The organism is Aliidiomarina haloalkalitolerans, assembly GCF_003987315.1.
Classification (GTDB): Bacteria; Pseudomonadota; Gammaproteobacteria; order Enterobacterales; family Alteromonadaceae; genus Aliidiomarina; species Aliidiomarina haloalkalitolerans.
Genome location: NZ_PIPI01000001.1, coordinates 210,148 through 232,433, shown reverse-complemented (window position 1 = coordinate 232,433; position 22,286 = coordinate 210,148). Strand labels below are relative to the sequence as shown.

The 22,286-nt window shown below is 50.4% G+C and carries 17 protein-coding genes; 9 read left to right on the top strand and 8 right to left on the bottom strand.

Annotation, left to right across the window (positions count from 1 at the left end; genetic code table 11):
* Nucleotides 1-19 precede the first annotated feature (19 nt).
* Nucleotides 20-601: a DUF2062 domain-containing protein gene (locus CWE06_RS01080; protein ID WP_126790458.1), complete on the top strand. Its 582-nt coding sequence runs from the start codon at nucleotides 20-22 to the stop codon at nucleotides 599-601.
* Here CWE06_RS01080 and CWE06_RS01075 read toward each other — a convergent pair whose 3' ends face one another.
* From CWE06_RS01075 to CWE06_RS01065, 3 genes are read right to left on the bottom strand one after another with little or no spacing between them, the layout of a single operon-like run.
* On the bottom strand, nucleotides 602-1,840 hold the full coding sequence (locus CWE06_RS01075; protein WP_126790457.1) for a lipoprotein-releasing ABC transporter permease subunit: 1,239 nt from the start codon (nucleotides 1,838-1,840) through the stop codon (nucleotides 602-604). It abuts the gene before it with no gap.
* The gene (lolD, locus tag CWE06_RS01070; RefSeq protein WP_126790456.1) at nucleotides 1,837-2,529 is read right to left on the bottom strand and encodes a lipoprotein-releasing ABC transporter ATP-binding protein LolD; all 693 of its coding nucleotides are present in this window, start codon (nucleotides 2,527-2,529) and stop codon (nucleotides 1,837-1,839) included. Before lolD ends, CWE06_RS01075 begins: the two co-directional genes overlap by 4 nt.
* Entirely contained in the window at nucleotides 2,522-3,769 is a 1,248-nt protein-coding gene (locus CWE06_RS01065) for a lipoprotein-releasing ABC transporter permease subunit (protein WP_126790455.1), read from the bottom strand. Before CWE06_RS01065 ends, lolD begins: the two co-directional genes overlap by 8 nt.
* Nucleotides 3,770-3,907: 138 nt before the next feature.
* Between CWE06_RS01065 and mfd the strand changes: the two genes are divergently transcribed.
* Complete coding sequence (gene mfd / locus CWE06_RS01060) at nucleotides 3,908-7,393, top strand: transcription-repair coupling factor (protein WP_126790454.1); 3,486 nt, start codon at nucleotides 3,908-3,910, stop codon at nucleotides 7,391-7,393.
* 4 nt (nucleotides 7,394-7,397) lie between these two features.
* Entirely contained in the window at nucleotides 7,398-8,624 is a 1,227-nt protein-coding gene (locus CWE06_RS01055) for a CsiV family protein (RefSeq protein WP_126790453.1), read from the top strand.
* 111 nt (nucleotides 8,625-8,735) lie between these two features.
* Here the strand turns inward: CWE06_RS01055 and acnA are convergent, their stop codons facing one another.
* Nucleotides 8,736-11,453 carry an aconitate hydratase AcnA gene (acnA, locus tag CWE06_RS01050; RefSeq protein ID WP_126790452.1) on the bottom strand — a complete coding sequence of 906 codons (2,718 nt, stop codon included), beginning with the start codon at nucleotides 11,451-11,453 and terminating at the stop codon, nucleotides 8,736-8,738.
* 374 nt (nucleotides 11,454-11,827) lie between these two features.
* Between acnA and tesB the strand changes: the two genes are divergently transcribed.
* From tesB to CWE06_RS01025, 5 genes are all read left to right on the top strand, one after another.
* Nucleotides 11,828-12,688: an acyl-CoA thioesterase II gene (gene tesB, locus CWE06_RS01045; RefSeq protein WP_126790451.1), complete on the top strand. Its 861-nt coding sequence runs from the start codon at nucleotides 11,828-11,830 to the stop codon at nucleotides 12,686-12,688.
* Nucleotides 12,689-12,751: 63 nt separating this feature from the next.
* On the top strand, nucleotides 12,752-13,477 hold the full coding sequence (locus CWE06_RS01040; RefSeq protein ID WP_126790450.1) for an ABC transporter ATP-binding protein: 726 nt from the start codon (nucleotides 12,752-12,754) through the stop codon (nucleotides 13,475-13,477).
* On the top strand, nucleotides 13,474-15,891 hold the full coding sequence (locus CWE06_RS01035) for an ABC transporter permease (RefSeq protein ID WP_198679004.1): 2,418 nt from the start codon (nucleotides 13,474-13,476) through the stop codon (nucleotides 15,889-15,891). The genes CWE06_RS01040 and CWE06_RS01035 overlap by 4 nt, the downstream gene beginning before the upstream one ends.
* Before the next feature lie 10 nt (nucleotides 15,892-15,901).
* Nucleotides 15,902-17,110, top strand: a complete 1,209-nt coding sequence (locus CWE06_RS01030) for an efflux RND transporter periplasmic adaptor subunit (RefSeq protein WP_126790449.1) — start codon at nucleotides 15,902-15,904, stop codon at nucleotides 17,108-17,110.
* Between the two features lie 38 nt (nucleotides 17,111-17,148).
* Entirely contained in the window at nucleotides 17,149-18,057 is a 909-nt protein-coding gene (locus tag CWE06_RS01025) for a DUF1028 domain-containing protein (RefSeq protein ID WP_126790448.1), read from the top strand.
* Nucleotides 18,058-18,065: 8 nt separating this feature from the next.
* Here the strand turns inward: CWE06_RS01025 and CWE06_RS01020 are convergent, their stop codons facing one another.
* Nucleotides 18,066-19,016, bottom strand: a complete 951-nt coding sequence (locus CWE06_RS01020) for a hypothetical protein (RefSeq protein ID WP_126790447.1) — start codon at nucleotides 19,014-19,016, stop codon at nucleotides 18,066-18,068.
* Nucleotides 19,017-19,046: 30 nt separating this feature from the next.
* Between CWE06_RS01020 and CWE06_RS01015 the strand changes: the two genes are divergently transcribed.
* Complete coding sequence (locus tag CWE06_RS01015) at nucleotides 19,047-20,057, top strand: phospholipase A (protein ID WP_241972438.1); 1,011 nt, start codon at nucleotides 19,047-19,049, stop codon at nucleotides 20,055-20,057.
* 28 nt (nucleotides 20,058-20,085) lie between these two features.
* Here CWE06_RS01015 and CWE06_RS01010 read toward each other — a convergent pair whose 3' ends face one another.
* The 3 genes from CWE06_RS01010 to ppiC all read right to left on the bottom strand — a co-directional run bounded on the left by CWE06_RS01010 (nucleotide 20,086) and on the right by ppiC (nucleotide 22,282).
* The gene (locus CWE06_RS01010; RefSeq protein ID WP_126790446.1) at nucleotides 20,086-21,015 is read right to left on the bottom strand and encodes a M14 family metallopeptidase; all 930 of its coding nucleotides are present in this window, start codon (nucleotides 21,013-21,015) and stop codon (nucleotides 20,086-20,088) included.
* Nucleotides 21,016-21,114: 99 nt separating this feature from the next.
* Entirely contained in the window at nucleotides 21,115-21,882 is a 768-nt protein-coding gene (locus tag CWE06_RS01005; RefSeq protein WP_126790445.1) for an SDR family NAD(P)-dependent oxidoreductase, read from the bottom strand.
* A gap of 121 nt (nucleotides 21,883-22,003) precedes the next feature.
* Nucleotides 22,004-22,282, bottom strand: coding sequence for a peptidylprolyl isomerase PpiC (gene ppiC / locus CWE06_RS01000; protein ID WP_126790444.1), 279 nt, complete (start codon nucleotides 22,280-22,282; stop codon nucleotides 22,004-22,006).
* Nucleotides 22,283-22,286 lie beyond the last annotated feature (4 nt).

The window sequence follows — 22,286 nt, the reverse complement described above, 5'->3', positions numbered from 1 at the left end:
ATGGAATTTTGAAAACCGTATGCCAAGAAAGTTTTTGAAACGATTCATGCCAGACGTGCATAAACTGAACCAATACGGCGTTTTAAAGCCCTTCGGTGCGGTGGCTCACGATACCAATCTTTGGCACCTCAACCGCAAAACAGCTGCCGGTGGTTTTGCTATTGGTATTTTCTTTGCATTCATGCCGATGCCGTTTCAAATGATCGCGGCGGCGGCAGTTGCGATCTTTTTCCGCGTCAATCTCCCCTTGTCAGTCGCAATGGTCTGGATTAGCAACCCAATAACCATGCCAGCCATGCTCTACGGCTCTTATCGAGTGGGCAGCTTCCTGCTGCGACAACCCAGTGAGCCTTTTTTATTCGAGCTTTCTGTTGCATGGTTCCAAGCTAGTTTATCAACAATTGTGCCGGCATTGGTGTTAGGTTCTGTAGTCGTTGGCGGATTTTTCAGTGGCTTGGCGTACTTGCTCGTGCGCAAGATCTGGCGCCAGGCTGTGCAGAACGCATGGAATGAGCGTCTACGCAAACGCCGGGAGCGTTTGCGTGAGCTAAAAGAAGAGTTTCAAAAACGACGTACCGCGTCCTTCGACGAGCGCGATTAACTATTTTCCACGCAACGCCTCCGCAGGTTCAATCGCTGCCGCTTGCCAAGCTGGGTAAAGTGTCGCCACCACACTGGTGATCAACGCAACGCCGGCAACCAGCACCACGTCCAAGACCTGCAGATCACTTGGAATACTACTGATAAAATACAATTCAGCAGGTAGCACGGTGAAATTCAATGCCTGCTCGAGCGCTTGTAAGCCGCGTGGCAACAGAACGCTCGCAATTGCACCGATAACGGTACCAATACTGGCACCAATGACACCATTCAAACTGCCCTGCCAAACAAACGTTCGTAGTAACAACGAATGACTTGCACCCATGGTTTTCAAAATCGCAATACTCGCACGCTTTTCTTGCACCACCATCACCAAGGTCGACACGATGTTAAATGACGCCACCGCAAGCACGAGAACCAAAACCAGATACATCACGGTCCGCACCAGTTGAATGTCTCGATACAAATGTCCCTCGGTGCGTGTCCAGTCGTGGATATAGGCGTATTCGCGCAACGATTGGCCGACTTCCCGAGCAATTTGTGGCGCTGCATAAACGTCACGCACAGCCAACCGCACTGTACTCACGTTTTCGCCAAGCTGAGTAGCTTCTTGACCTTTCGCCAAGTGAATAAATGCTTGTTGATAATCCCGTTCACCGGCCATCGCGAACACGCCACTGACCTGCACGCGCACTCGGCGCGGCGCACGTAAGCTGTCACCACTATCGAGCTGAGGAATCATAAGCATAATCCAGTCACCCAGTGTGACATTGAGCTCTTGGGCAAGACCTTGACCCAGAATGGCCCCGTCGGCATTGGTCTGAAAGCTCTGCCAGTCTTCACTGCTCATAAAGCGCGTCAAATTAGACACGCCGACCTCACTTTCCGCGTCGATAGCACGTACCTGTAGACCACGAAAACGGCCAGGCTGCTGGATCATGGCATTTAACACGATAACCGGCGCTGCTGCGCTAACCTGCGGGTGTTGTTCAGCAACTCGCACGACTTCCTGCCAATTGTCGAGACCACCACGAACGGCGGTATATTCAACGTGTGGAACGAAAGCCAGAAAATCATCTTCGAGCGCCTTTTGAAAACCGTTCATAATCGACAACAGCAGAATCAAGATGGCGCAGCCGAGACCAATCCCGATCGTTGAGGAAGCGGAAATAAAGCTCAGGTAGCGACTTTTCTCGCGACTGCGGCGAAATCGACGAGCTAACAGGAACGCTAAGTTCATGCCTGTTCCTCAACCAAACGACCATGATCAAGTTGCAATTGTCGCGGTAGTTTCGCGGCCAATTGAATATCGTGAGTGACCACCACAAACGCTGTACCTAACTCGCTGTTGAGCTCAAGCATCAAATCGTAAATCACTTGTGCCGTGTCCTCATCGAGATTACCGGTTGGTTCATCAGCAAGCACTAAAGCCGGTTGGTTAACTAAAGCTCGGGCAATCGCAACACGTTGCCGCTCACCACCGGAAAGTTTCGCTGGTGCGTGCTCCAACCGATGTCCCAAGCCGACACGCTCAAGCATGGACTTGGCTTGCGCCAGCGCTTTCGGCATCGGTGCACCGGCAATCAGCAGCGGCATAGCAACGTTCTCTAATGCCGAAAATTCGCTCAATAAATGGTGAAACTGATAAATAAAACCCACATGCTGATTGCGCCACTGTGCCAGTTTATGTTGTGGTAATTGCAATGGCTGCTCACCGGCGATGGTCACTTGCCCAGAGTCGGCTTTATCAAGTCCGCCAAGAATATGTAGTAACGTGCTTTTACCCGAGCCTGAGGCACCGATAATCGCCAACATCTCACCGGCTTGCAGCTGCAAATCGACGCCTTCAAGCACAGTGACTATGCGCTCGCCGTCTTGATAGCTTTTATTTAAGTCGGATACGGAAACTAACAAGTCTTGCTTATTCATATCGAAGAATCTCTGCCGGTTGGAGTTGTGCAGCGCGCCACGCCGGGTACATAGTTGCAACAAAGGTTAGCGCCAACGCTGCAAGCACAATGGCGAACACTTGGCTGTATTGAATCACCACAGGTAATGCTACGCCTGCACTAAACACATGGATACCTAATGCGGTAAGAATGCCATTTAAATAGGCACTCAGTAACAGCCCGAGCGCCGCGCCAAGGATGACACCGACCACGCCGCTGTACATACCTTGGAGAATTAAGGTCAGGTAAATACGCCGAGGGCTTAACCCTAAGGTTTGTAAAATTGCAATATCACTGCGCTTGTCTTGGATGAGCATAATCAGGGCTGAAACCGCATTAAATGCAGCGACCACAATAATTAATCCGAGCATGATCATCATCATGCCCTTTTCCATCCGTACGGCGGCGAAAAGCTGGCCATAACGTTGTTGCCAGTCCGCGACAACTAAGCCCTGCGCAGCAAATTGCGGCGCTAAACGCTGGCTAACTTGGGCAGATTCGAAGGCATCATTGAGCCACAGCCGTAAACCGGTTACATGGTTTTCTGGATAGCGCAGTAAGCGCGCCAAATCGGCGCCATGCAGCAAGACCAATTGCTGATCAATATCGGCACCCACCTCAAATATGCCGCTGACGGTAAATTGTCGCTGTGCCGGCATAGTGCCAAGGGGCGTCTGTTGCTGCCCCGCCGCGGCCGTCACGCGTACTCGCTCACCAATCTGAATGTCGAGCATGTCCGCTAACGGACGACCAATAATAACGCGATACTCACCCACGCGCAGACTGTCCAGTTGACCGAACAACATGCGCTCACGAAGAATATTTTGGCTCGGTTCAAGGTGTGGGAAAATCCCTTGCACTAACACCGCTTGCAATTGCGCATGGCCTTGAATGATGCCCTCGGACTGCACATAAGGACTAACATGCCGCACCGCTGCTGGCCAAGTCACCGATTGCTGCACAGCTTGCCAATCGGCCAAAGGTTGTGGGCGCTGAGTACTTTGTTGTTGGGGACTCACAGTAACTTGCGGAACGACGCCAAGAATGCGTGTCTTCAATTCGTTTTCGAATCCGTTCATCACCGAAGTCACAACAATCAACGCCAAAACACCGAGAGTGATCCCAGCTGCCACAAAGTGACTAATAAAGCGCGTAAACGTCGAACGAGAGCGCGAGCGGCTATAACGCAACGCTAAATACAAAGGCAACGGCCTGTTCATGTGTGAGTCGGGTCCATTCAAGCAAGCATAATTGCGTAGCATAAAGACATCTGACTTCACAGACAACCTGTCGTTCGTCGCTCATTCAGTTATACTATCGTTTTTCAATCTGCGGCAGGTCATAGGAACAGTTCATCCATGAGTCAGATTTCGTTATTGCAACCGCCTTTTCCCACCAGCGCTGAAATGACTTGGCGCCATCTTGAAGGCAGTAGTTCAGCCCTTGCAATTAGCCAGTTGTATCGTCAACATCAAACGCCGTTGTTACTCATTACCGCTGATGCTCCGAGTGCTTACCGCTTTCAGGCCGAGCTGCAATTTTTCTTGCCTGAGTTTGCCAACGAAATCCAATTACTGCCAGACTGGGAAACGCTTGCATACGATAATTTCTCGCCCCATCAAGATATTATTTCCGAACGTTTGCGCGTGCTCGCACAATTGCCACAACAACAGCACGGCATTCTCATTGTTGCATTAAATACATTAATGCATCGCGTGGCCCCGGCTGAATTTATCACTGGCCACAGTTTGCACTTAGAAAAAGGCCAACGCGTTGTTCATGACAGCCTGCGTTTACAACTCGAAAAAGCCGGTTATCGCCATGTGAACCAAGTTATGGAGCACGGTGAATACAGTGTTCGCGGCTCAATCCTCGACTTATTCCCAATGGGCAGTGAAGCGCCGTATCGAATCGACTTTTTTGACGACGAAGTCGACTCCATTCGCCAGTTTGACGTTGAAAGCCAACGTTCAGAAGCGCCTATCGAAAAAATAGCCTTACTGCCTGCACACGAATTTCCAACTGACGAAGCCGGTATTGAGCGCTTTCGTCGTCAATTTCGTGAGGAATTCGCAGCTCTCACCGCCAAAGAGTCAATTTATCAGCAAGTTACGCAAGGTATTATGCCTGCTGGCATCGAGTATTATCAGCCACTGTTCTTCGAAACCATGGCAACGCTCTTCGACTACTTACCCAAGTCGTGTACCGTGCTTACTTACGGCCCATTGCAGTTGCAACTCGACAAACTGTGGACTGACATAGAGTACCGTTATGACGAGCGACGCTGGGACAAACAAAAGCCGATTCTGGCGCCACAAAAATTGTTCTTAACTCGCGACGAATTACTCGGGACCTTAAAGCAATACCCGCGCATTCGCGTTGGTGCTATCGACGGCGAACGTTCGCCAGGGCCGGTCGACTTTAAAACCAAAGCCCTGCCCGATGTCATTATTGATGGTAAGCAAAAACAACCGCTTGCGCTGTTGCAGGATACGATTGCCAAAGCACTCAAGAAAAACCAACAGGTACTGATTTGCGTCGAGTCTGCGGGCCGTCGTGAAAGTATGTTAGAGCTAATTGGTAAAGCGGGGTTACACCCCACTGAAGTCGACAGTTTTGCTGAATTTGTGCAACAGCCTGTGGATTTTGCGATTATTGTTAGTCCGCTCGAACATTCGTTTTATGCTCACATCAGCGACACCCAGGCCTTGTGGGTTTTCACTGAAAACGACTTGTTTGGCAACCGCGCACCACAACGCCGCCACCAAGACAAACGCGCAAGCCAAAACGCTGATGCACTAATTAAAAACCTTGCCGAGTTGTCACTCGGCCAACCTGTTGTGCACTTAGAGCATGGTATTGGTCGTTATCAAGGATTAACCTCGTTGGCCGCCGGTGGCATCGAGACTGAGTTTCTAACTCTGGAATATGCCAACAACACAAAGTTATTTGTTCCAGTTTCTTCATTGCATTTAATTAGTCGCTACAGCGGCGGTGACCAAGACAAAGTCCAGCTCAATAAATTGGGCAACGACCAATGGGAAAAAGCGCGCCGCAAAGCGGCCGAAAAAGTCCGTGACGTGGCAGCCGAGTTACTTGAAGTTTACGCTCAGCGTGAAGCGAAGCCAGGTTATGCGTTCCAAGTCAGTGCTGAGGATCATGACCGCTTTGCCGCGGGTTTCCCGTTTACCGAAACCGACGACCAACTCGATGCGATAGCCGCGGTGCTAGCCGACATGCAATTGCCGCGAGCCATGGACCGCTTAGTTTGTGGTGATGTTGGCTTTGGTAAAACTGAGGTGGCGATGCGAGCGGCCTTCACTGCCGTGAACGACAATAAGCAAGTCGCAGTATTGGTACCAACGACCCTTTTGGCACAGCAACATTTCGACAATTTCCGTGACCGTTTTGCCGACTGGCCGGTGCGCATCGAATTACTCTCGCGTTTTCGCAGTGCCAAACAAACCGAGCACGCCCTTGCTGACCTTGCTGCAGGCAAAGTCGACATAGTCATTGGCACCCACAAATTACTGCAACCAACGATTAAGTTTCACGATCTCGGATTACTGATCGTTGACGAGGAACATCGCTTCGGTGTTCGCCAAAAGGAGCAAATCAAGAAATTACGCACCGACGTCGACATTCTGACCCTCACCGCCACGCCGATTCCACGAACCTTAAATATGGCGATGAACAATATTCGAGATTTATCGATTATCGCCACGCCACCGGCACGTCGTTTGGCGGTCAAAACGTTCGTGCGTGAATATGACAAAGCCACCGTCCGCGAAGCTGTGCTGCGGGAAGTGTTGCGCGGTGGTCAGGTTTATTTCCTGCATAATGCCGTTGAAAGCATCGACCGCGTTGCCACAGAGTTGGCCGAGCTAATTCCGGAAGCGCGCGTGCAAACTGCCCACGGTCAAATGAGCGAACGCGAGCTTGAGCGCGTGATGGCAGATTTTTATCATCAACGGTTTAACGTCTTGGTCTGCACCACGATTATCGAAACCGGTATCGATGTTCCGACGGCCAATACCATTATTATTGACCGCGCTGATCACTTAGGTTTAGCGCAGCTCCACCAACTTCGGGGTCGTGTCGGCCGCTCCCATCACCAAGCTTATGCTTATCTACTCACGCCTCATCCGAAACGGATGACTAAAGATGCCGTAAAGCGGCTTGAAGCCATTAGTCATTTAGAGGATCTTGGTGCGGGCTTTGTTTTGGCAACCCATGATTTAGAGATTCGTGGCGCTGGCGAGCTACTTGGTGACGAACAAAGCGGACAAATTGAAAGCATTGGCTTTAGTTTATACATGGATATGCTGGAACAAGCCGTAACCGCTTTGCGTGAAGGCCGCGAACCGGCTCTCGACCAACTTATTCGTGCCCAAACCGAGATCGACTTGCGCATTCCGGCTCTCTTACCGGAAGCCTACATCAAGGATGTGAACGTGCGTCTGTCGCTGTATAAACGCATTGCGGGTGCCCGTGACCGGGGTGAATTAGACGACATTCAAGTGGAATTGATTGACCGTTTTGGGCTACTGCCCGACGCCGCCAAAAACCTATTCCGCTTAAGTGAATTGCGCTTAACGGCGGAACCTCTGGGCATTCGGAAAATCGAACTGGGGCCGCAAGGTGGGCATATTGAATTTAGTGAGCGCACAGTTGTGGAGCCAACCACCATTATTCGCATGTTGCAGCAAGCACCGGACCAGTTTGCCATGGAAGGTGCTCAACGATTAAAAATAAAACGCGCTGAGGCTGATACCCACGAACGCATAAAACTGGTACAGTCGTTGTTACAGCATTTCCAACAAGAACCTAGTGAGAGCCTATAACTCGATGACTTCGTTTGTTTTTTTGAAAACTCTTCTACGCCCGGCTAGCACCTTTGGTCTGCTTTGTTGTGTTGCCCTAGCAAGCGTGTTGGCGTTGCCGGCAAAAGCCAACGAAGAGCCGAATGATCGGGGGTATCGCTGGTTTGAAATCGAAGTTTTGGTTTTTCGTTACCTACAAGACGGTGGTGACGACGACGAGCAATTTCCCCTCACAGTACAGCCGATACCGACCGAAGGCAGTCGCGATATACTCACCCCACGACTACGCGCAGATGTGCGCGGCTTTATTTACGCATTGCCACAGTGTGAAGGAACCCGTGGCTACGTTCCGGTCGTCCGGCAATTACTTCTCAAGCCTGCAGATTTGCGCACAGAATTAAACAACTATTCTGCCGAAAACATTAGCTGTCGGCGCTTACCGCACTTACCCCTGGTTGACGCTTGGTATTTAGGACAAAACGAAATACACGACCGTTTGCCAGCGCGCGCACCGCTGCTATTTGCAGGTCATGCTGAGGGTTCCCGGGAAGAAATGCTCCGTGCTGAAATCCCCTTCCTCATTAGCCAAGAGGACTTCGAATATCATGCTCTGCGACGCCAACTAGAACGCCGTGCTGACACCCAGCCGATTCTGCACACCAGCTGGCGTCAGCCGGTGTTTACCCGCAATGTCGGCCGCAAAATGCGTTTGTTTGGTGGACGTAACTTTACCGATGAATTTGACTACTTTGGCTTTCCTATTTCACCAACGCCAAAACAGCAGGCCTTGTCATTCCGTGAAGAAGCCCGTTCCGTTCGCGGTATCGACGAAGACGCTTTTAGTCGCATGCAAGTCGCTCTCGCTGCAATTGACCGCGGTCAGTTTGCCTTTACGCCGTGGACGGCTGAACGCTCACAACAACCGAGCCGACCAGCACGGACACCGCGTGGATTACCATCCGAAGTGTGGGAGCTGGACGGCTTGCTTCATGTATACTTAGTCGGCAACTTCTTGCATATCGACCTCGACTTTAATTTACGCGATGTCATTCAACTTGAGCCGGAAGCCCGTCATTACGACGAACAAGTCGATGACTTCTTAAACGCCGACGCTCATCAGCTCGAGTTTCTGCGTGCTTATCCATTTAAACAGCTGCGGCGCGTCATTTCCCATCAAACCCATTATTTTGACCATCCAAAATATGGCATGGTGATTACCATTCGTCGCACCGACCTTTCGGCACGGCGCTAGCGCATAAGCAAACTCGAGCTCAAGCTCAAGTATACTCACAAAAAGAAAAGCTCAACGGCAGACACTGTTGAGCTTTTTAATTTCCAGCTGTGCAGCTAGCTTGACTGTGGTTTAAGCACTCACCAACTGGCGCAAGACATAATGCAAAATACCACCACTCAAGAAGTACTGAACTTCATTTTTGGTATCAATGCGACAAAGTAGATCAAACTTCACAACATCACCATTTGGCTTCTTCGCTTCCGCATGAATGGTTTGTCCCGGCTTAATATCTGCACTTAGACCACGTAGGCTAATTTCTTCCTCGCCCGTCAACCCTAAGCTTTGAGCACTATCGTCATTGGTGAATTGCAATGGCAAGACCCCCATACCGACAAGGTTCGAGCGGTGAATTCGTTCATAGCTTTCCGCAATCACGGCTTTGACACCGAGTAAACGGGTGCCTTTTGCTGCCCAGTCACGACTCGAGCCGGTGCCATATTCCTTGCCCGCCAGCACCACCAGTGGCGTTTCTTCCTCTTGGTAGCGCATCGCCGCGTCATAAATAGACATTTCTTTGCCTGATGGCACATGAATCGTAACACCACCCTCACTGCCTTTTATCATCAAGTTTTTAATGCGAATATTGGCAAACGTTCCGCGCATCATGACTTCATGGTTACCACGACGCGAACCGTAAGAGTTAAAGTCACGCACCGCCACACCTTGCTCCTGCAAATACTTACCTGCTGGAGAGTCTGGTTTAATCGCACCAGCTGGTGAGATGTGGTCGGTAGTAATAGTGTCACCAAAGACCGCAAGCACCCGCGCACCTTCAATATCTTTCGGTACTGGTGCCGGTTTATCAATTCCGGCAAAGAACGGCGGGTTGGCGACGTAAGTCGAATCTTCCTGCCACTCATAGGTTAATGAGTCTGGAATTTTCAGACTTTGCCAATGTTCATCACCGTCAAACACTTGCGCATACTGCTCGCGGAACATATCACTGACCACTTTCTCGACTTCCGTTTTAATTTCTTTAGTCGATGGCCAAATATCCTGCAGATACACGGGATTACCGTTGTGGTCTTCACCTAACGGCTCCTTCGCTAAATTGATCCGTGTAGTGCCCGCCAGAGCAAATGCCACCACTAAGGGCGGCGAAGCCAGCCAGTTCGCCTTTACCTGCGGATGAATTCGGCCTTCAAAGTTGCGGTTACCTGACAATACGGACGACACCACAAGGTCGCCTTTATCAATGGCCGTGCTGACATCGTCGGGCAGTGGCCCAGAGTTACCAATACAGGTTGTACAACCATAGCCGACTAAGTCAAAACCAAGCTGGTCGAGGTACTTATTTAATCCAGCCGCTGCCAAATAATCAGTGACCACTTTCGAACCAGGCGCTAACGAAGACTTCACCCACGGCTTGCGTTGTAGACCTTTCTCAATAGCCTTTTTCGCCACTAAGCCTGCCGCAAGCATGACGCTTGGGTTGGACGTGTTCGTACAAGATGTAATCGCAGCAATCACAACGTCACCGTGCTTTAAGTAGTGATCGGTGCCGCCTAGCGGTACACGCGTTTCGTCATTCAGTTCAGCTTTTGAGATCGACTCTTGTCCGCCCATCTCTGGATCTTCGGCAACCCCGAGTGACTCGAGCATGAGATCAAAACTCTCCTGTAGCCCAGTCAGCGAAACCCGATCTTGCGGACGTTTTGGCCCTGCCAATGACGGTTCAACTGTACTCATATCAAGCTCAAGTGTGTCGGTGAAAACAGGCTCGGCATCGTCACTGCGCCACATGCCCTGTGCTTTTGCATAAGCTTCGACAAGCTCGATGGTGTCTTGATCACGACCTGATAATTCTAAATAGGTCAGTGTTTCTTCGTCGACTGGGAAAAAGCCACAGGTTGCGCCGTATTCCGGTGCCATGTTGGCAATCGTGGCTCGGTCCGCAAGAGGTAAGTGGCGTAAGCCAGGACCATAAAACTCAACAAATTTACCAACCACGCCTTTTTTGCGCAGCATTTGCGTGACCGTTAAGACTAAATCTGTTGCTGTCACTCCTTCCGGCAACGCACCATCCAGACGGAAACCCACTACTTCAGGAATGAGCATCGACACCGGTTGCCCAAGCATCGCTGCTTCCGCTTCAATGCCGCCGACACCCCAACCTAAAACACCTAAACCATTAATCATGGTGGTATGTGAATCTGTTCCCACTAACGTATCGGGATAAGCGAACGTTTTACCATCTTCTTCCGAGGACCAGACCACCTTGGCTAAATACTCGAGGTTCACTTGGTGGCAAATACCCGTACCCGGTGGCACGACACGGAAGTTATTGAACGCTTTTTGCCCCCAACGCAAAAACTCATAGCGCTCTTTGTTCCGCTCCATTTCAATTTTAACGTTTTCGGCAAAGGCTTCTGGCGACGCAAACTTGTCGACCATGACCGAGTGGTCAATGACCAAGTCAACCGCAGACAATGGGTTAATCTTGTCCGCCGGTAAACCTGCTTTGGCCACTGCGTCCCGCATTGCCGCTAAATCAACCACTGCCGGTACACCGGTAAAGTCTTGCATTAACACGCGCGCTGGGCGGTATTCGATTTCTTTGTCTGACGTTCGTGTGTCAAGCCACTTAACCATGGCTTGAAAGTCGTCGCGCGTTACTGTTGCACCGTCTTCATGACGTAACAGGTTCTCGAGTAGGACTTTTAATGATATGGGTAAGCGATCAATATTTCCCAGCGACTCCGCTGCTTTCGGGAGGCTATAGTAATGGTAAGTTTTGCCATTGACTGCTAAGCGACTTAACGTTTGTAAACTGTCTTGCCCTGCCATGTGAGGCTCCTTTTACTTCTGCCAAAGTGACTGCGCACACTCATGTCAACGTGTCTGCGCATGACATCAATGGTCGACGCCGCCGACGTTTTTCTATTCAGCAACGTCAACTAGAATAAGCGAAACTCTTAACTTATTAAGCTTGGGCGTTTTTTCAGAAAATTCAAGCTATAGTGACTATCCATTTAGAGAATGACCGCGTAATCCTTGACCGAGCTGAATAAAGGGTAGCTTAAATGCCTTCGTTAACCACCCATAGGCCATGCAATTCACTGAAAATCTGGCTATAATTAGCCGCTTATTTTAATGCGTGCGCTGTCCCTTCTGCGCACAATTATCTGTTTCTGGAATTATCGTATCGCAAGGAGAAATCGATGAGCCAAGTTCTCGACGATTTGTTGAACCTGCTTCATTTAGAACCCATTGAGCAAGGAATTTACCGTGGCCAAAGCCAAGACTTAGGTTTTGCGGCTGTATTTGGTGGTCAGGTTATGGGCCAAGCGTTGTCGGCAGCGAAACAAACGATTCCGGAAGACCGCGCAGTACATTCATTTCACAGCTATTTTCTGCGCCCTGGCGATGCTCACAAGCCCATTGTCTACGACGTCGAAAATATTCGTGATGGCAAAAGCTTTTCGACCCGTCGCGTTAAAGCCATTCAGTATGGCAAACCAATTTTCCATATGACCGCGTCGTTTCATGCGCCCGAATCAGGGGCTGAGCATCAGTGCACCATGCCATCGGTACCCGGCCCAGAAGGGTTAGTCTCCGATCTCGATATTTACCGCGAACATGCCGAGCTGATTCCAGCACCCATTCGCAACAAATTTATCAGTGAAAAGCCGATCATGATGCGCTTTGTCACCGAGTATAATCCATTCAAACCAGAACCTTGTGAGCCCGTTCGCTATGTTTGGTTGAAGGCCAACGGTACCCTGCCGGACGATCAACGTGTTCATCAGTATTTGCTCGCTTACGCATCGGACTTTAACTTTTTGCCGACCTCGATGCAGCCGCATGGCAAAACCTTTGCCGACCCGAAAATACAAATGGCCACCATTGACCATGCAATGTGGTTTCACCGCCCGTTTCGCATGGATGATTGGCTACTCTACGCCATCGATAGCCCGACCGCCCAAGGCGCGCGCGGCTTAGTCCGCGGCCAAATCTTTACCCGCGACGGCACATTGATCGCCTCGACCATGCAAGAAGGTCTCATTCGCGAAAGAGATTGATCAATAACAAGAAAACTTCATAGAACTGTGCCAGACTGAGGAAAACACTGTCTGGCATTTTTTATGGTCGAAGATAAAAGTTCCCAAGCTGTCATTTTTAGCGCTCGCGCTTTAACCAAAACCTACCTCATGGGGGAAGTTGAGATACATGCCTTGCGCGGTGTCGATATTGACCTCTATGCGGGTGAGTTTGTCGTCCTGCTTGGCGCTTCAGGCTCAGGCAAGTCAACGTTATTTAATATTCTCGGTGGCTTAGACTCGGCGACTAGCGGCGATGTGCGCTATCAAAATCGCTTACTCACAGGTATTTCCGACCGTGAGCTGACGCTCTTTCGGCGCAGTCACGTTGGCTTCGTCTTTCAGTTTTATAATCTCATTCCTAGCTTAACCGCCCGTGAAAACATCGCGATCGTGACCGAGATCGCCGACAATCCAATGACGCCCGAAGAAGCCCTTGAGCGCGTTGGACTCGGTAACCGACTTGACCACCTCCCTGCTCAGCTCTCTGGCGGTGAGCAACAACGGGTCGCCATTGCTCGAGCCATTGCCAAACGTCCTGCCGTGCTGCTTTGTGATGAACCGACCGGCGCGCTCGACTCGAAAACCGGCATCCGGGTCCTTGAGGTGTTGCAGCAAATTAACCAAGAACTGGGCACCACCACGGCCGTGATTACTCATAACGAAGTCATTGGTGAAATGGCCGACCGTATTATTCGCCTTTCTGACGGCAAAATTGCCTCGATACATGGCAACGCGCAGCGCAAAGCACCGAAGGAGCTATTCTGGTGAACACGGTGCTGACTCACAAAGTGCTGACTTACAAAATATTGCGTGAGAGCAAGTCGATGCTGGGTCAGCTCATTGCGATTGCATTGGTGATCGCTGCCGGCGTTATGGTGCTTGTAATTAGTGTGAGTACGCGGCAATCCATTGAACAATCGCAGCAGCATTTTTATCAGCAGTATCATTTTGCCGATGTATTTGTCGAAGTGACTCGTGCGCCCGACGATCTCATCCGCACCATACGGCAACTCCCGGGCGTGAACGTCGCCGAAACCCGCATTCGCGCCGGCGCACGTTTTCAACTTGAAGGCCCTGTGAATGGCTTTTCCAATCGCTTTGCCGATGTCGGCTCCAAGAGCTTTGCCGAGCCGATACAAGGCGAAATCATTTCCCTACCCGAGCGCAGTCCTGAGCTGTTAAACCGTTTACATTATTTAGTCGGCGGGCCACCACAACTTGGCAGCCAACTCGAAGTTGTGGTCAGCGCTCCGTTTGCCCACGCTCACCAGTTAAGCGTTGGCGACAGTATTTCTGCCGTGCTCAATGGTCGACTTCAGCGCCTGACCATTAGTGGTGTTGCGCTATCACCGGAGTACATTTATCAATTGTCACCCAATTCAATCCTGCCCGATTATGAGCGTTTTGGGGTGTTTTGGATGAATCGACAAGCGCTGGCCTCGGCCTTTGACATGGATGGCGCGTTCAATAGTTTGAGTGTCACTGTGCAACATAACGCCAGTCGTGACGATGTCATGCTACAACTCGACAATATTCTGCGCCGTTATGGTAGTCGCGGCAGCTATGATCGGCACGAGCAAATTTCGCATCGCTTTATCTCCGAAGAACTCAGCCAGTTACGAGTGATGGCGATTGTGCTGCCGACCATTTTTATCGGTGTCGCCGCCTTTTTGTTACAGGTGCTGCTGACGCGCGTCATTCACACGCAAAAGCAGTCGATTGCGCTACTGAAAGCATTTGGCTATTCCAGTTGGCAGATCATTCGCCACTACTTGCAATTAACCAACATCATTTTAGTTCTAGGAATTGGCGGCGGTATTGCGCTGGGCTTGCTTGTTGCCGAACCCATGGCACAGATGTACGCCATGTACTTTCATTTTCCCGAGTTTCTTTTTGCGCTGCAGCGCGATGCATTGGTCACTGCAATACTAATTACCAGTGCGGTCGGTTATGCCGCTACTATTCGCGCAACAGCACATGCGGCAAATATGGCTCCTGCCGAAGCCATGCGCCCACCAACGCCAGCGCGTTACCAGCGCACCTGGCTTGACCATCCGCGGATTGCCCATTGGTGGCAACAGCCGACACGCATTATGCTCCGCAACATTCGTCGTCATCCATGGCGCGCCAGCGTTTCCGTTGTTGGCATCGGCCTCAGCGGCGGCCTGTTGTTGCTCGGCAGCTATCAATTTAACGCCATTGACCACATGCTCGACCAACAATACCGACAGCACTACCGCATGGATCTTGAGGTCACGTTTAATCAAGAACGTCCTCAGCATAGCCTTTCAACTTTACGGGCTATCCCAGGCGTTAGCTATGTTGAAGGCTTTCGCCAAGTTCCGGTTATTTTAACTCACGAGCGCAAACAATGGCGTTTAGCCTTACATGGTCTGCCACGAGAATCGCGCTTACGTCAGGTCGGCACCTCGTCACAACCTTTACCAACCGCTGGGGTTGTGCTTTCTCGCTACCTTGCTGATGATCTCAGCATCCAGCCTGGTGAGAACGTGAGCGTTACCCTCCTCGATGGTCGTCAGCAAAGCTTAACGTTGACCGTAGCTGCCGTTATCGACGAACCCATGGGGCTGGGCCTCTATATGGACTTTGATCACCTGAATCGCCTACTACTTGCAGATCAAACCGTAACGGGTGCTTGGTTACTTGTTGAACCAGATCGCCAAGCAGAGGTTTTTCGTCAACTGCAAGCGATGCCAGCAGTCGCGTCAATTGGCCAGATTAGTCGTGCCGAAGCAGAAATTCGCACCTATATTAATAACACGGTGCTTGGGGTAATGACCGTCATGTTTTTGCTCGCTGGCTCGATGACGTTTGCGGTCGTCTATAACAACGCGCGGATTATGTTCGCTGAACGCGCCCGAGAGCTTGCATCACTGCGAGTGCTTGGATTTAAAAAAAGCGAAGTGGCTTATATTCTGTTTGGTGAATTAGGTATTTTGGTTGTTCTTGCCATTCCGCTCGCTTGGGCCATTGGTGTGACATTTGCGTGGTTACTCACGACTGCAATGAGTATGGACTTATTTCGTATCCCATTTGTTTTAAGCCCGATAAGCTTCGCCATTAGCGCGCTTGGCGTGCTGCTAGCGGCAGCTTTGTCCATGCTATTGATGCTGCGAAGGGTTTGGCAGCTCGACATGATTCAAGCACTAAAAACCGAATAAGGAACTGGTTATGACCACATCGGCAAAGACATTGAAAACAAAACTCGCTTGGGGCTTCGTCATCGCCTGCGTGATTATCGCCCTTGCTTATGCGCTCAAACCAAAACCGGAAGCCGTTAATTTAACCACTGTCGAGCGCGGTTATTTTGCGGAAACCGTGCGCGAAGAAGGTCGTACCCATTTGCAGGATACTTATACCGTTGCAGTCCCCATTCAAGGCTTTTTACAGCGGGTTGCTTTGAATGTCGGCGACCCCGTCAATGCCGGCCAAGCACTATTTCATATTGAACCATTACCGACACCAGCTCTCGATGCCCGTAGCCGAGAACAAGCACGCGAAGCCCTGGTTGCTGCACGCTCTCGCGTCGCCGCCGCAGAAGCTGAGTTAGAAAACCGCCACGCAGATCTCGAATTCTCCCGCAACGAGCTCAACCGCTTTCGCCAGCTCGCCAATGAAGGCGTCATCTCAACCACGGAGCTTGAGCGTGTTGCCACCCAGGTACAACGTGCCGAAGCAGCTGAACGCGGAGCCCGCGCAAGCCTTGGCGCAGCCCAAGCTGAGCTCGAAAACGCGCGCATCGTTCTGGCGATTACTGAAGGCACACGAACTAGCGCTGATCATCAAGCTCTGGCCATTCCAGCACCGATTTCTGGTGTGGTTTTGCGTCGTTTTCGCTGCTGCGAAGGGGTCGTCAATGCCGGTGACGCAATCTTGGAACTGGGCAATTTAGAGCAACTAGAAGTCCGTATTGACCTACTGTCTCAAGAAGCTGTGCGCGTTGCGCCCGGCATGCGTGTTGAAATCGACCGTTGGGGTGGCGACGAGAGTCTGCATGCGCGCATACGGCTGGTTGATCCGGCTGGGTTTACCAAAGTTTCTGCACTTGGTATCGACGAGCAACGCGTTGCCGCCTATGCCACGCTAGAGTCTCCACCGGAGCAGTGGCAACGACTCGGTGAGGGGTTTCGGGTTGAGGCGGCAATTATTACCTGGGAAGCCGATGACGTGCTTTACCTGCCTGTCAGTGCGTTGTTTCGGGTTGCAGACCAATGGCACGTGTTTCGGGTCAACAATCAGCGTGCCGAGCTTGTAGCGGTGGAAGTCGGTCGCCGCAGCGGTATTCATGCGCAAATCATCCGTGGTGTTGCTGCCGGTGATGTTATTATTAACCACCCACCAGCACACCTCCAAGCAGGAACACGGGTTACTTCGTTGTGAATTCTTGCTAAGGTTACAACGTCGACTAAGGAGTTCTAATGTCCCAATTCGCTGTCAATGCCTCAAGTTCTATCGCGACATTTACGCTCGCCGCGCGCGAACCTGAAAGCAACACGCTCGCGATTGCGACTGCATCGAATTTCCTTGCAGTTGGCAGCCTTGTGCCTTGGATTCACAGCCAAACTGGTCTTATCGTGTCGCAGTCATTTGCCAACCCGAACGCGGCCGGTGCAGCTTTAGAGTCATTGCAACATGGCGATTCGGTGCAGCAAGCCATGCAAACATTCTTGAGTGATGACCCCATTGCCAAACAACGGCAAGTTGGCATTTTAGCCTTGAACGGCGATTGTGAGCTGTACACAGGTTCAGACTGTATTCCAGCAGTTGAAAGTGTTCAGGGCGATAACTACTTTGTGCTTGGGAACATGCTCAAACCGGGAACCTGCGAAGCCATTGCGCAAACATTTACGCATTGTCGACGCGAGGGCTATGACCTTGGCGATGCGATGCTGAAAGCCATGGTTGCAGGTCAGCAAGCCGGCGGTGACAAACGCGGTAAATTAGCTGCAGCGCTGCTCATGAAGCGCCCAAACGCTGGCTACTTAAACAGTTCCGATACCTTTGTCGACTTGCGCGTAGACGCGCACCCACGACCACTGTCGCAATTGCGTGACCTATACAGCTTATTTAAGCTCTATAACCCACAGCATTTTAACTTTCACATGATCAAGCTCGAGCAACTTAAAGCCCACCAACTACAACTTTTTAATGAAGTCATTCAGGCGCTCGCAGCAGGCAGTAAGACAGTGGAACGTCCCGAGGAGATAGCCGAGGTACTCCACGCTCACAACCTCGGCGCTAACTATGACGCCGACAATCAGCGCGTGAGTGAGCTATTTCTGCAAGAAGCCCACGCCCTCCTACGGCTATTAACGACAACCGTTTAGCGCCAATTTCAGGTTCGCTGCGCCCGTTTCTCGGCAGCACGGCGCTGACGCCGGTTTAATTTGCCATTTTCAAAGTCTTGCCAATTATCCACTTCAAACGAGTTGCGCTCACGAATAAAGCGTGTGTGCATTTGAGGTAATGGATCCGGCGAGAGATCTTCGGGGATTCGATAGCATTTTACTTCATAAAAACTCGACTGAATGTCTGGTACTTCACCGCGAGCAATGATGTACAACTCACAAAAATCACCGGCTTTCGGGTTCAAAGTGAATTTACGATCGGGTGCATGAATTTGCAAACGGCCATCGTCACCGATCACCACCGACGTCCCCTCGCTGCGCACGCCAGCCATGGGATTATCCTTTAACTTAATCCGAAAGCGGCTCGGCACATAGTTATATGGTAGTGGATAGAAAGCATCACCATTTAAATTCAACTCGAATGTATTCATCGGATATAGCTTACCCGATTCATCTTCTCGACATTTCTCGTAAGTACGTAAAAAAGCACTAAACTGTAGGTTAATGAGGCGTAAGGAAGAAGAAATATAAAAATGAATATTGATATACTGCTCGTGACCTTCAACAAAGGTGTCACAGCAGCTGCGAAAAACAATGTTGTCACGTTTTAAAACAAAGAATTTGTACACTACAATCCCAAGGAAAATCGACGGAGATAGCAGTGATAACGTGGCTAAAAACGCGCGAATATTTTGATACATAAAGCGGTCTGGTAGCGCCCATGTCGGCTCTTTACCAAACAGTTCTGTGTACAAATAATAAAAATAATTAACCGCTTCGGCCGGTTGTCGCGTAATAACAACGAGTGCAGCAGCGAGCAGCACGGCTATCGCGGCATTAATGCCAACATAAACCAATGTCAGGTGTAGAATAGATTTACTTGCGATATATTGGCGTATCTTAAAGTTCTTGCGCGGATGCAGCTGTTTCTTCTTCATCGTGTCGTTATCAACCGGGTCATTATTATTATGAGTTTTCTAACCCTAACTAATTTTCGCCGTCCTGACCACGATTACCGCCGATTCTTTTGGTTGTGCCCGCTTTTATTGCTTGGCATGAGCGCAAATGCAGCCGCAAATAGCGCCGCCGCAAATAGCAGTGACGAGGACGCTGACAACCACCCTACGTCCGCAACGACAATCACAACAATGACCGCCAAAGAAGCCCTGACGCAGTTTTGGGAATTAACACCGGAAACTAAGCGCGGCACCTTTCGGGTGAGCACATTCGAACCTAATTTTATTTTGCCGGTGCATTACACGTCGTCAATTAATAATGCGCCAGAAAGCCCAAGCCGAGGCTCGATGCCGGCCAATGACACCTATAAAACCAACGAAATTAAGCTACAGCTGTCACTGCGCACCAAGCTATTTGAAGACTTTTTACTGCCAAATGCCGATGTTTGGGCTGCTTACACGCAAGTGTCATTATGGCAGGCATATAACTCACAAGACTCGCGACCGTTTCGCAGTACCAATCACCGACCTGAAGTCTTCTATGTTGTGCCCATGGAAGAGCTTTGGAACCCCTTTCCTGGGGATTTGAATTTACAATTTGTTTCGGTCGGCTTAGCGCACGAGTCGAACGGTCAAAGTGATCCGCTCTCGCGCAGTTGGAACTACACCTATGCGAGCGCAACCGTGCAGTGGCGCAATTTGGTCATCGCCAATACTTGGAAACAGCGGATAAACGAAACGGGTGATGATGATGACAACCCAGATCTGATTCGTTATCGCGGTAATTTTGAAGTTCAGGTCTCGTGGTTACCCGGACGTTCAACGGCGAGTATCACCCGAATTTCACGGGAGTTTTCGGTCAATCGTGGATCTTGGCAGTTCGATTACACCTATCCGCTCACCAGCCAAGCTGACGGGCTGCGGTTATATGTGCAATTATTCTCGGGATATGGCGAATCATTAGTCGATTACAATCATCGCCAGAATCGCGTCGGACTTGGCTTCTTGCTGCTTAATTTTTAAACAGCAAGAAGCCTGTTCGAGCTAGCAATTAGGCCGATAAGGCAAATTTCAAAGCCCCTTCGACTGCAGCCACTTGCGCTTGAATACAAGACTCCGGTGTTGCATTCACGCTATCAGGGTAAACTTCGGTGGTTGTCACATATTGGGCGTTTGACAGCCCCATGCACAAGCCAGCGCCTTTGCCATCGTACAGGATCACCCCAGTCTCAGACAGCGGCACACCAATAATCTTGCCGTCTTCGTCGGCATCAGCTATATGCGTCACTTGGCTCACCTGAGTAATAATCGCTTTTTGAAATTCCAGTTCAGGTTTCTTTGCATCACCAACAAGATAGAAGCCATCCGGGATATTCCAATTATCATTCACTGTACCTTCGCGCGCAGCTAATGCCGGACGAAACTCACTGTTATCGGTATCGGTGGTTTCATGCAGGTCAATATGCAACAACAAATTATCGGCATAATCGGCAACTGCTTGCATCAACAAGCCTGACTCAGCAGCCGGCGCCACCGGATGGACAAAGGATCGGTTCGGGTCAACCGCATCAGGATTCCAACGATTAATCGTTTCATAACCCCAAGGACTTAAACAGGGTGCGACCAACAGATTACAGCGCGTTTGAAAATATTCGGCGTGAGTTTCGAGGAAGCGTAGCGCACCATGCACGCCACTTGTTTCATAGCCATGGACACCACCGGTAACCAAAATGGTCGGCAGTTCGGTGCGCCATTCTTTGCTTTTTACTAAGAATAAAGGGTACTTACGCCCTACTTTGCTGGTGTAGTCCAGTTCACCATATTGTTCAACGTCAAAGCGCTCACGTAACTGCTCGATACGGACCACCACATCGTCGAAATAACTGCGTTTGGGCGTTTGTTCTGCCAACCACTGCTGTTTTTCCGAATCACCCCAAGGTTGCCCCGGTGTGCCAATGTGATAGCGAGAAAATTCTGACATAGAAACCTCAAAGGTTGGTTAAACAATGTGTATTCTGCGAACACAAATCATAACAAACCCTTGAGGCATTGTGCGAATGCATTTCACATTCGCTGACAATTATCGAGCGACCATGCCACCGTCCACTGCCAGCGCTTGGCCAGTAATAAAGCTTGCTTGTGGCAACGACAGAAACACAATTGCGTCGGCAACTTCAGCAACCGTTCCCATTCGGTTCATCGGATGAAACGCTGCATACGCTGCTTCTGTTTCCGGATCTTGCTTCGTCACACGGTCAACCATGTCCGTTTTGATCACACCAGGGCAAATGGCGTTGACACGAATATTCCGCTCGGCATACTCAACTGCCACTGAACGCGTTATCTGCACCACCGCGCCTTTGGAAGCGCAATAAGCAACCATTTCTGGAAAGCCCACTAACCCTGCAATGGATGCGATATTCACAATTGCGCCTTGGCCATGTGGCAGCATTAATTTGATTTGCTCCTGCATGCAGACCACTAAACCACGCACATTGATGTTCATCACCCGGTCATAGTTGTCCATGCTCATTTCATGGGTTGCGCCCTGAGCACCTTCAATCCCAGCGTTATTACAGGCATAGTCGAGACGCCCCCACTTCGCTCCAATGCGTTGGTGAAACTTACGCACGGCTGCTTCGTCGCCCACATCATGCACGTCGGTTAATACTTCAACACCGAGTGCTTCAATTTCTTTGGCAACTGCAGTGAGTTTGTCCGCTTGCACATCGCTAATGGCAACATGACAACCGGATTTGGCATAGGCGAGAGCCGTCGCTTTACCGATACCTGCAGCGGCACCCGTGACCAATGCCACCGGCTTGTTTGATTTTTGTCCAGCAGTCATACCTTACCTCACTTGTGTGATTTTTAATCAGTATAACAAGTGCTCGACGTTTGCATTTGATTTGCCGCAAAGAAATGTGCGATCAATTGTCGCCATCAGAAATGCGCAGCTAGCGCACGGCTTAGCTGCGATAAAGGGTTTTGATAAGGTGGTAACCAAACTGAGTTTTTACTGGGCCGTGGACCGTTAAAATAGGCTTCTTAAACACCACATTGTCAAACGCTTTAACCATTTGCCCAGGACGAAACTCACCGAGGTCGCCACCTCGTTTGGCCGACGGGCAAATCGAATGTTTCTTGGCTAATTCATGAAAGTTAGCGCCAGCATCCAATTGCTTCTTGATTGCTTCGGCCTGCTCTTTGGTTTTGACTAAAATATGCACTGCTGCCGCTTTGGCCATGATC

Coding starts and splice junctions, on each gene's coding strand:
- CWE06_RS01080 (WP_126790458.1), top strand. CDS start 20: ATGCCAAGAAAGTTTTTGAAACGATTCATGCCAGACGTGCATAAACTG.
- CWE06_RS01075 (WP_126790457.1), bottom strand. CDS start 1,840: ATGAACTTAGCGTTCCTGTTAGCTCGTCGATTTCGCCGCAGTCGCGAG.
- lolD (WP_126790456.1), bottom strand. CDS start 2,529: ATGAATAAGCAAGACTTGTTAGTTTCCGTATCCGACTTAAATAAAAGC.
- CWE06_RS01065 (WP_126790455.1), bottom strand. CDS start 3,769: ATGAACAGGCCGTTGCCTTTGTATTTAGCGTTGCGTTATAGCCGCTCG.
- mfd (WP_126790454.1), top strand. CDS start 3,908: ATGAGTCAGATTTCGTTATTGCAACCGCCTTTTCCCACCAGCGCTGAA.
- CWE06_RS01055 (WP_126790453.1), top strand. CDS start 7,398: ATGACTTCGTTTGTTTTTTTGAAAACTCTTCTACGCCCGGCTAGCACC.
- acnA (WP_126790452.1), bottom strand. CDS start 11,453: ATGGCAGGGCAAGACAGTTTACAAACGTTAAGTCGCTTAGCAGTCAAT.
- tesB (WP_126790451.1), top strand. CDS start 11,828: ATGAGCCAAGTTCTCGACGATTTGTTGAACCTGCTTCATTTAGAACCC.
- CWE06_RS01040 (WP_126790450.1), top strand. CDS start 12,752: ATGGTCGAAGATAAAAGTTCCCAAGCTGTCATTTTTAGCGCTCGCGCT.
- CWE06_RS01030 (WP_126790449.1), top strand. CDS start 15,902: ATGACCACATCGGCAAAGACATTGAAAACAAAACTCGCTTGGGGCTTC.
- CWE06_RS01025 (WP_126790448.1), top strand. CDS start 17,149: ATGTCCCAATTCGCTGTCAATGCCTCAAGTTCTATCGCGACATTTACG.
- CWE06_RS01020 (WP_126790447.1), bottom strand. CDS start 19,016: ATGAAGAAGAAACAGCTGCATCCGCGCAAGAACTTTAAGATACGCCAA.
- CWE06_RS01015 (WP_241972438.1), top strand. CDS start 19,047: ATGAGTTTTCTAACCCTAACTAATTTTCGCCGTCCTGACCACGATTAC.
- CWE06_RS01010 (WP_126790446.1), bottom strand. CDS start 21,015: ATGTCAGAATTTTCTCGCTATCACATTGGCACACCGGGGCAACCTTGG.
- CWE06_RS01005 (WP_126790445.1), bottom strand. CDS start 21,882: ATGACTGCTGGACAAAAATCAAACAAGCCGGTGGCATTGGTCACGGGT.
- ppiC (WP_126790444.1), bottom strand. CDS start 22,282: ATGGCCAAAGCGGCAGCAGTGCATATTTTAGTCAAAACCAAAGAGCAG.